Raw genomic sequence first — 6677 nt, forward strand, 5'->3', positions numbered from 1 at the left:
AAGAACTCCGGTTCTGGCGGGCCTTTTTTTGTCCGGGCAGGGCTCTCCTGCCGGTGCACAATGGCTGCAGGAGACGCCATGAAACCTCACGCTCACCCTTGTTCACTGCCCTTCGTGGAGGCGCCATGAGCGGGTCCATCACCTTGTCCAGTGCCAGCCTGCGCTGCGACATCAAGCCCGAACTGGGCGGCTGCATTGCCGGCCTCTGGCTCGGTGAGCTTCCTGTCCTGCGTTCCACTCCTGCCAGTGAACTGACCTCGGTCCGGCTGGCCGGCAGCTATCCCCTGGTGCCGTTTTCCAACCGGGTCGGCCATGCCACGCTGAAATGGCAGGGCACCAGCCACCCGCTGGTGCAGAACAACGGCCCCGAACCGCATGCCATCCATGGCCTGGGCTGGCAGCGGCCCTGGCAGGTGCTGGACCAGGACGATCAGCTCCTGATGCTGGCCTATGAACACCGGCCCGACGCGTCCTGGCCGTTTGCCTTCGATGCCTCGCAGTCCTTCCGCCTCAGCGGCAACACCCTGGAGCTCACGCTCAGCATGACCAACCAGGCGGCCACGCCTGCGCCTGCGGGCCTCGGCTGGCACCCCTACTTTGTCAAAAGACCTGGCAGCCGCGTCACTTTTGAAGCGACCGGGCGCTGGGAGATGAGCGATGAAAAACTGCCGACGCACCGCGAGCCCTCGCCCGGCCTGGAGGCGGACTGCGCGGTCCTGGACGTGGACCACTGCTTTGACGGCTGGAGCGGCATGGCGCATCTGCGCGACGAAAAAATGCACACGCGCATCAGCTCCAGCCTGAACCGGCTGGTGGTTTTCACCAACACCAGCCGCGACTTTGTCGCGATCGAGCCCGTCAGCCACGTCAACAATGCCATCAACCTGGTGCAGGCCGGTGCAGGCCGCGCCGAAGACCTGGGTGTCCGGGTCCTGGCCCCCGGCGAATCGATGAGTGCACACATGAGCATCCAGGTGGAGCGCGCCGCATGAGCACCTGGCAAGCCCTGGCGGCTGACCCCTGCGAGGTGGGCGAGTCGCCGTTCTGGCACCCGAACGAGCAGATGCTCTACTGGGTCGACATTCCGTCGAAAAAAATCTTTCGCAGCAATGTGTTCATGGGCACGGTGGAAAGCTGGGCCATGGTTGCGCCGCATGACCTTGAGCCGGGCTGCATCGCACCGGCGCGCGGCGGCGGCCTGGTCATCGCCCTGCGCGACGGCATTTACCGCGCACGCCGCTGGGGCGGCCCGCTCGAGAAACTCGCCGCGGCCCTGCACAACACAAAAACCAGCCGCTTCAACGACGGCAAGTGCGACACCCTGGGCCGTTTCTGGGCCGGCACGATTTATGAGCCGCGCGACGCGCGCGAAGCCGCGCTGTACTGCCTGGACCGCCGCGATGATGGGCACGCGCCGGTGCTGGCGCGCATGGCCGGCGGCGCAACCGTGGGCAACGGCCTGGCCTGGTCGGCTGACGGCCGCACGCTATACTGGGCCGACACCACCGCCCATGTGGTCCATGCCTGGGACTGGAATGCAAGTACCAACACCCTGAGTCGGCAGCGCGTGTTCCGGCAGTTTCCCCTCAAGCCCCCAGGCTGGCAGCCAGGCCAGCCCGGTTATGGCGGCCGCCCCGACGGTGCGGCGGTGGACAGCCAGGGCAATTACTGGGTTGCCATGTTCGAAGGCCGGCGTGTACTCAAGCTCTCGCCCGCGGGCGAAGTGCTGTCCGAGATCGCAACGCCGGTGCAGTGCCCGACCATGGTGTGTTTCGGTGGCGACGATCTGCAAACCCTGTACCTGACCACGGCGCGCCATGGCCGCCCGGCCGCAGAGCTCGAAGCCATGCCCCAGTCCGGCGGCGTGTTTTCGATGCGGGTGGATGTTCCCGGCCTGCCCGTCAACTTTTTCGCTGGCTGACGCCTTCGATGTGCCTGCCGTAAAAAACCGAACGACGGCCGTTCAAAAAAATCAAACTGTGCCGCAGCGGCCCGCCTTACCATCAGCGCCATGGATTCAGCGCTTCAATTGATCATCGACCAGGTCCGGGCGGCGCCAGCGGCCGGCACGGCCTTGCGCATACGCGGCGGGGGCAGCAAAGACTTTTATGGCGAGCCGCCTGCAGGCGAACTGCTGGAAACCGCGCCGCTGGCCGGCATCACCAGTTACGAACCAACAGAACTCGTCGTGACCGTGCGTGCCGGAACAAAGCTGGCCGAGCTGGAGACCGTGCTGGCCGAACGCGGCCAGTGCCTGCCTTTCGAGCCGCCGCATTTCGGGCCAGGCGCCACGGTGGGCGGCATGGTAGCCGCCGGCCTGAGCGGCCCGGCGCGTGCCAGTGTGGGTTCCGTGCGTGACTATGTGCTGGGCCTGACGATGGTCAACGGCCGGGGCGAACTGCTCACCTTCGGCGGCCAGGTCATGAAAAACGTGGCGGGTTACGACGTGTCGCGCCTGATGGCCGGCGCCATGGGCACGCTGGGCCTGATCACCGAAGTCAGCCTCAAGGTGTTGCCGCTGGCCCCGGCCGAAGCCACGCTGAAGTTCCAGATGAGCCAGGCCCAGGCGATGGCGCAGCTGAACCGCTGGGGCGGCCAGCCGCTGCCACTCAACGCCAGTTGCTGGGTGGATGACGGCCTGCCCACGCTGTACCTGCGCCTGCGCGGGGCGGTGGCCGCTGTGGATGCCGCCTGCAAAACCATGGGCGGTGAGCGCCAGGACAACGCCACGGTGGCGCCGGACTGGACGCTGTGCCGCGACCAGCAGCTGCCCTGGTTTCTGGCGCGTGGCGAGCGGGACCTGTGGCGTGTGTCGGTACCGCAGACCGCACCGGTGCTGGACCTGCCCGAGCCGCCGCTGGTTGAATGGCAGGGCGGCTTGCGCTGGGTACGCGCCACGCCAGACGACGGGCCGCGCCTGCGCGAGATCGCCGCGCGCGCCGGCGGTCATGCTACGCTTTTTATAGCTGGTGGCGCAAGTCAGATAAGGGCTGAACGCCGATTTGACGCACTAAAACCGCCGCTGGATCGGATTCACCGCCAGCTGAAGAATGAATTCGATCCCGCCGGCATCTTCAACCGCGGCCGCCTGTATCCCGAGTTTTAATGTTGACCCCCACGTTTGCGGTTGCGCCGCTGCACTGCCCCCCAAGGGGGCGCAAATCGCCTAGGGGCGGCCCGTCGGAGATTTGATGCAAACCAATCTTTCCCCCGAATTCCAGGGCACGGCCGACGGTCTGGCCGCCGAAGCCATTTTGCGCAAGTGTGTGCACTGCGGCTTCTGCACCGCCACCTGCCCCACCTACCAACTGCTCGGTGACGAACTGGACGGCCCGCGCGGGCGCATCTACCTGATCAAGCAGGTGCTCGAAGGCGAGGCCCCGACGCGCAAGACGCAGATGCACCTGGACCGCTGTCTGACCTGCCGCAATTGTGAAAGCACCTGCCCCAGCGGCGTGCAGTACGGCCACCTGGTGGACATCGGCCGCAAGCTGGTCGATGAACGTGTGCCGCGGCCTGCAATCGAAAGCACGGTGCGCTGGGCTCTCAAGGAAGGCTTGCCCTCGCCGCTGTTTGCACCGGCCATGAACGTTGGCCAGGCCGTGCGCGGCCTGCTGCCCGCGGCGCTGAAGGCCAAGGTGCCCGCGCGCCAGCCGGCGGGCGTGTGGCCGCAGCGTGAACATGCGCGCAAGGTGCTCATGCTCACCGGTTGCGTGCAACCCGCCATGATGCCCAACATCAATAGCGCGACGGCACGTGTGCTTGATGCGGCGGGCATCCAGACCGTGGTCGCGGCCGGGGCCGGCTGCTGCGGTGCGGTGAAATTTCACCTGAACGACCAGGACGGCGGCAAGGCGGAAATGCGCCGCAACATCGATGCCTGGTGGCCGCATGTGGAAGCCGGCGCCGAGGCGATTGTCATGAATGCCTCGGGCTGCGGCGTCACCGTCAAGGAATACGGCTACCTCCTTCAGGACGACGCGGCTTACGCGGCCAAGGCGGCGCGAATCAGCGAACTGACGCGCGACCTGAGCGAGTTGCTGCCTGAACTGGTGGAAGCGCTGCGCGAGAAAGTCTCCGCCAGAGCCGGGAATGGAAGCATTGCATTTCATCCGCCGTGCACCTTGCAACACGGCCAGCAGCTACGCGGCGGCGTCGAAAAACACCTGGGCGCACTGGGTTTCGACATCAAGGTGGCTAGCTGCGAAGCGCACTTGTGCTGCGGCTCCGCCGGCACCTATTCGGTGTTGCAGCCGGAGATCGCCACCCAGTTGCGTGACCGCAAGCTGGGTCATCTGCATGACATGGCGCCCGAGCTCATTGTGTCGGCCAACATCGGCTGTATCACGCACCTGCAGAGCGGTACGGCCACGCCGGTCAGGCATTGGGTGGAAGTGCTGGACCGAGCACTGGATTGACAACCCTGCTGACACCACGCTGTCAGCAGCCCCTCTTCATCATCAAGGCTTCTTCAACACAACAGGAGTCCTTCATGAAAAGCGCCATCAGCTGGTTTGAAATCCCCAGCACCCAAATCGACCGCGCCCAGGCTTTTTACGAAGCCGTGCTGAACTGCAAGCTGCGCCGCGAGCCCATGGGGCCTTCCGAAGGTGCCGTGTTTCCCTATGAGGGCGAAGGTGTCGGCGGCTGTCTCATGGCCGGCCCCACAGCACCGGCACCCAGCGCCACCGGCACTCTGGTCTATCTGGACGCTTCCCCTTCACTGGATGCTGCCCTGGCACGGGTGGCCAAGGCCGGCGGCAACATTGCGCTGGGCCGGCAGGCGCTGCCACCCGGCTTGGGCTTCTTTGCGCACATCACCGACCTGGACGGCAACCGGGTCGGCCTGCACGCACTGGCCTGAGGCGGCAATGCAATCCCTTCCGCAATTACACCCCCGAAACTGGATTGCCGTGGCCAGCGCGGAACACGCGCGCCGTGGATGCGCCGAGCCTGCGCGGGGCTACATGCAGGTCTGCCACGGCAAATGCGCTCCGCTAAAGAGGGTGTCGCCGGGTGACCGCATCACCTACTACGCGCCAACGCTTGCGTTCGGCGCGCGGGACAGGTACCAGCACTTTGTGTCCATAGGTGTTGCACAGCCCGGTGAACCTTATCCGTTTGACATAGGCGGCGGCTTCGTGCCTTTTCGGCGTGACGTGGCTTACCTGCCGGCACGGGAGGTGCCGGTGGCGTCGCTGCTGGACCGGCTTGAATTCGCGCAGGAGCGCCAGCACTGGGGCTACAAACTGCGCTTCGGCTTGTTTGAGATCAGTGACCACGACATGCAGGTGATCGCCCTGGCGATGCGGGCCGATCCCGTCCGCCTGGGTTTTGCGGCCTGACGGTTGGCGCGCTGCGCTAAAGTCCTGTCATGCGTCGCGCCGACCGCCTGTTTCAGATTCTGCAGTTGATCCGCGGGCGCCGCCTCACCACGGCGGTGTTTTTGTCGAAACGCCTGGAAGTGTCGGTACGCACCATCTACCGTGACGTTGCCGAATTGCAGCACCAGGGCGTTCCTCTTGAAGGCGAGGCCGGTGTCGGGTATCGCCTGGGCAGCGGCTTTGACCTGCCACCTCTGATGTTCACGCAGGAAGAAGCCAAGGCGCTGGTGGCCTCGGTGCGTCTTGCACAGCAGGGCCTGGACCCGGGTCTGGCCCGCGAGGCCGAGGACGCGTTGGGAAAAATCCTGTCGGTGTTGCCGGCGGCTGCCCGTGTGGCCGCGGAAAGCCTGGCGGTCTACGCGCCCCTTCTGGGTGTGGATGGCGAGAATCAGCAGCGGCTGCAACGCTTGCGTGAGGCGGTGCAAGCGCGGCACAAGGTTCAGCTGCATTACCGCGACCCGCAGGACAACACCAGCAAGCGCACGATCCGGCCGCTGGGCTGTTTCTTCTGGGGCAAGGTCTGGACGCTCGGGGCCTGGTGCGAAGCCCGGCAGGACTTTCGTAGTTTCCGGGTCGACCGCATTGAAAAGCTGCAGATGCTGGAAACCGGCTTCCAGCATGAAGCCGGCAAAACGCTGGCTGATTTTCTGCGCCATGTGGGCGCCCCGGCCCTTTAGTGCACACATCGATTGCTATTGAATCAATAGCTTGTTGCGCCCGTATTCAAAGGGGTGAAGCCTGATTTGGTTCTTAACCACCGCCCAGGGCCGCGCGATAGCGACGGCTGCAGGGCACCTGGCTGCCGTCCTTCATGCGCAGGCGGGCGTCGCCGCTGTCGAGCGGCTCGATTTCTGCCACACGGTCGAGGTTGGCGGCGTAGCTGCGGTGCACCTGGACAAAACGTGCCGGGTCAAGCTGGCTCAGAAAGTCCGCCAGGGTCGAGCGCAGCAGGTAGTCGTGGCCGTTGACGTGGATGCCGATGTAGTTGCCCTGGGCCTGCAGCCACTCGATGTCTGTGGCGGCGATCAGGAATTCGCTGCGCAGCTTGCGCACCAGGAAACGCTCGGGCCGCTGCGCGGTTGCCGGGCCGGCGGCAGGCAGGGTGCCCGCGGCAGCTTCCGGCGCATCCAGCACCCGCGCCTCCCCCTGGGCGCGCAGCAGCAGCAGGCGGTAGCTCACCAGCGCGCCAACAATCAGCACATAACTTCGCACGTCCTTAAGGTACTCGTAGGCGAAGACGCTGGCCCAAGGGCCGGGCGTGTAGATGGCGCCCACGGCTGCATAGGCGGCCTT

The 6677-nt window shown here is 65.6% G+C and carries 8 protein-coding genes; 7 read left to right on the forward strand and 1 reads right to left on the reverse strand.

The annotated features are described in order from the left end of the window. Window positions 1-125 precede the first annotated feature (125 nt). From WA904_RS19945 to WA904_RS19975, 7 genes are all read left to right on the forward strand, one after another. Window positions 126-992, forward strand: a complete 867-nt coding sequence (locus tag WA904_RS19945; protein WP_425198872.1) for an aldose 1-epimerase — start codon at window positions 126-128, stop codon at window positions 990-992. Next, window positions 989-1921 carry an SMP-30/gluconolactonase/LRE family protein gene (locus WA904_RS19950; protein ID WP_425198873.1) on the forward strand — a complete coding sequence of 311 codons (933 nt, stop codon included), beginning with the start codon at window positions 989-991 and terminating at the stop codon, window positions 1919-1921. Before WA904_RS19945 ends, WA904_RS19950 begins: the two co-directional genes overlap by 4 nt. A 90-nt stretch (window positions 1922-2011) precedes the next feature. Beyond that, on the forward strand, window positions 2012-3106 hold the full coding sequence (gene glcE / locus WA904_RS19955) for a glycolate oxidase subunit GlcE (RefSeq protein WP_425198874.1): 1095 nt from the start codon (window positions 2012-2014) through the stop codon (window positions 3104-3106). An 85-nt stretch (window positions 3107-3191) separates the two neighbouring features. Beyond that, on the forward strand, window positions 3192-4418 hold the full coding sequence (gene glcF / locus WA904_RS19960) for a glycolate oxidase subunit GlcF (RefSeq protein WP_425198875.1): 1227 nt from the start codon (window positions 3192-3194) through the stop codon (window positions 4416-4418). A gap of 74 nt (window positions 4419-4492) precedes the next feature. Next, complete coding sequence (locus WA904_RS19965; protein ID WP_425198876.1) at window positions 4493-4864, forward strand: VOC family protein; 372 nt, start codon at window positions 4493-4495, stop codon at window positions 4862-4864. Between the two features lie 7 nt (window positions 4865-4871). Continuing rightward, window positions 4872-5345, forward strand: a complete 474-nt coding sequence (locus tag WA904_RS19970; protein ID WP_425198877.1) for an EVE domain-containing protein — start codon at window positions 4872-4874, stop codon at window positions 5343-5345. 29 nt (window positions 5346-5374) lie between these two features. Then, complete coding sequence (locus tag WA904_RS19975) at window positions 5375-6061, forward strand: helix-turn-helix transcriptional regulator (RefSeq protein WP_425198878.1); 687 nt, start codon at window positions 5375-5377, stop codon at window positions 6059-6061. Between the two features lie 73 nt (window positions 6062-6134). On the opposite strand, the gene WA904_RS19980 is transcribed toward WA904_RS19975, so the two are convergent. Beyond that, window positions 6135-6677: LytTR family DNA-binding domain-containing protein (locus WA904_RS19980; protein ID WP_425198879.1), on the reverse strand; the 543-nt coding region annotated here is incomplete at its 5' end.

Source organism: Polaromonas sp., from assembly GCF_049790275.1.
In the GTDB taxonomy this organism is placed as follows: domain Bacteria; phylum Pseudomonadota; class Gammaproteobacteria; order Burkholderiales; family Burkholderiaceae_C; genus Polaromonas.

Coding starts and splice junctions, on each gene's coding strand:
- WA904_RS19950 (WP_425198873.1), top strand. CDS start 989: ATGAGCACCTGGCAAGCCCTGGCGGCTGACCCCTGCGAGGTGGGCGAG.
- WA904_RS19965 (WP_425198876.1), top strand. CDS start 4,493: ATGAAAAGCGCCATCAGCTGGTTTGAAATCCCCAGCACCCAAATCGAC.
- glcE (WP_425198874.1), top strand. CDS start 2,012: ATGGATTCAGCGCTTCAATTGATCATCGACCAGGTCCGGGCGGCGCCA.
- WA904_RS19945 (WP_425198872.1), top strand. CDS start 126: ATGAGCGGGTCCATCACCTTGTCCAGTGCCAGCCTGCGCTGCGACATC.
- WA904_RS19970 (WP_425198877.1), top strand. CDS start 4,872: ATGCAATCCCTTCCGCAATTACACCCCCGAAACTGGATTGCCGTGGCC.
- glcF (WP_425198875.1), top strand. CDS start 3,192: ATGCAAACCAATCTTTCCCCCGAATTCCAGGGCACGGCCGACGGTCTG.
- WA904_RS19975 (WP_425198878.1), top strand. CDS start 5,375: ATGCGTCGCGCCGACCGCCTGTTTCAGATTCTGCAGTTGATCCGCGGG.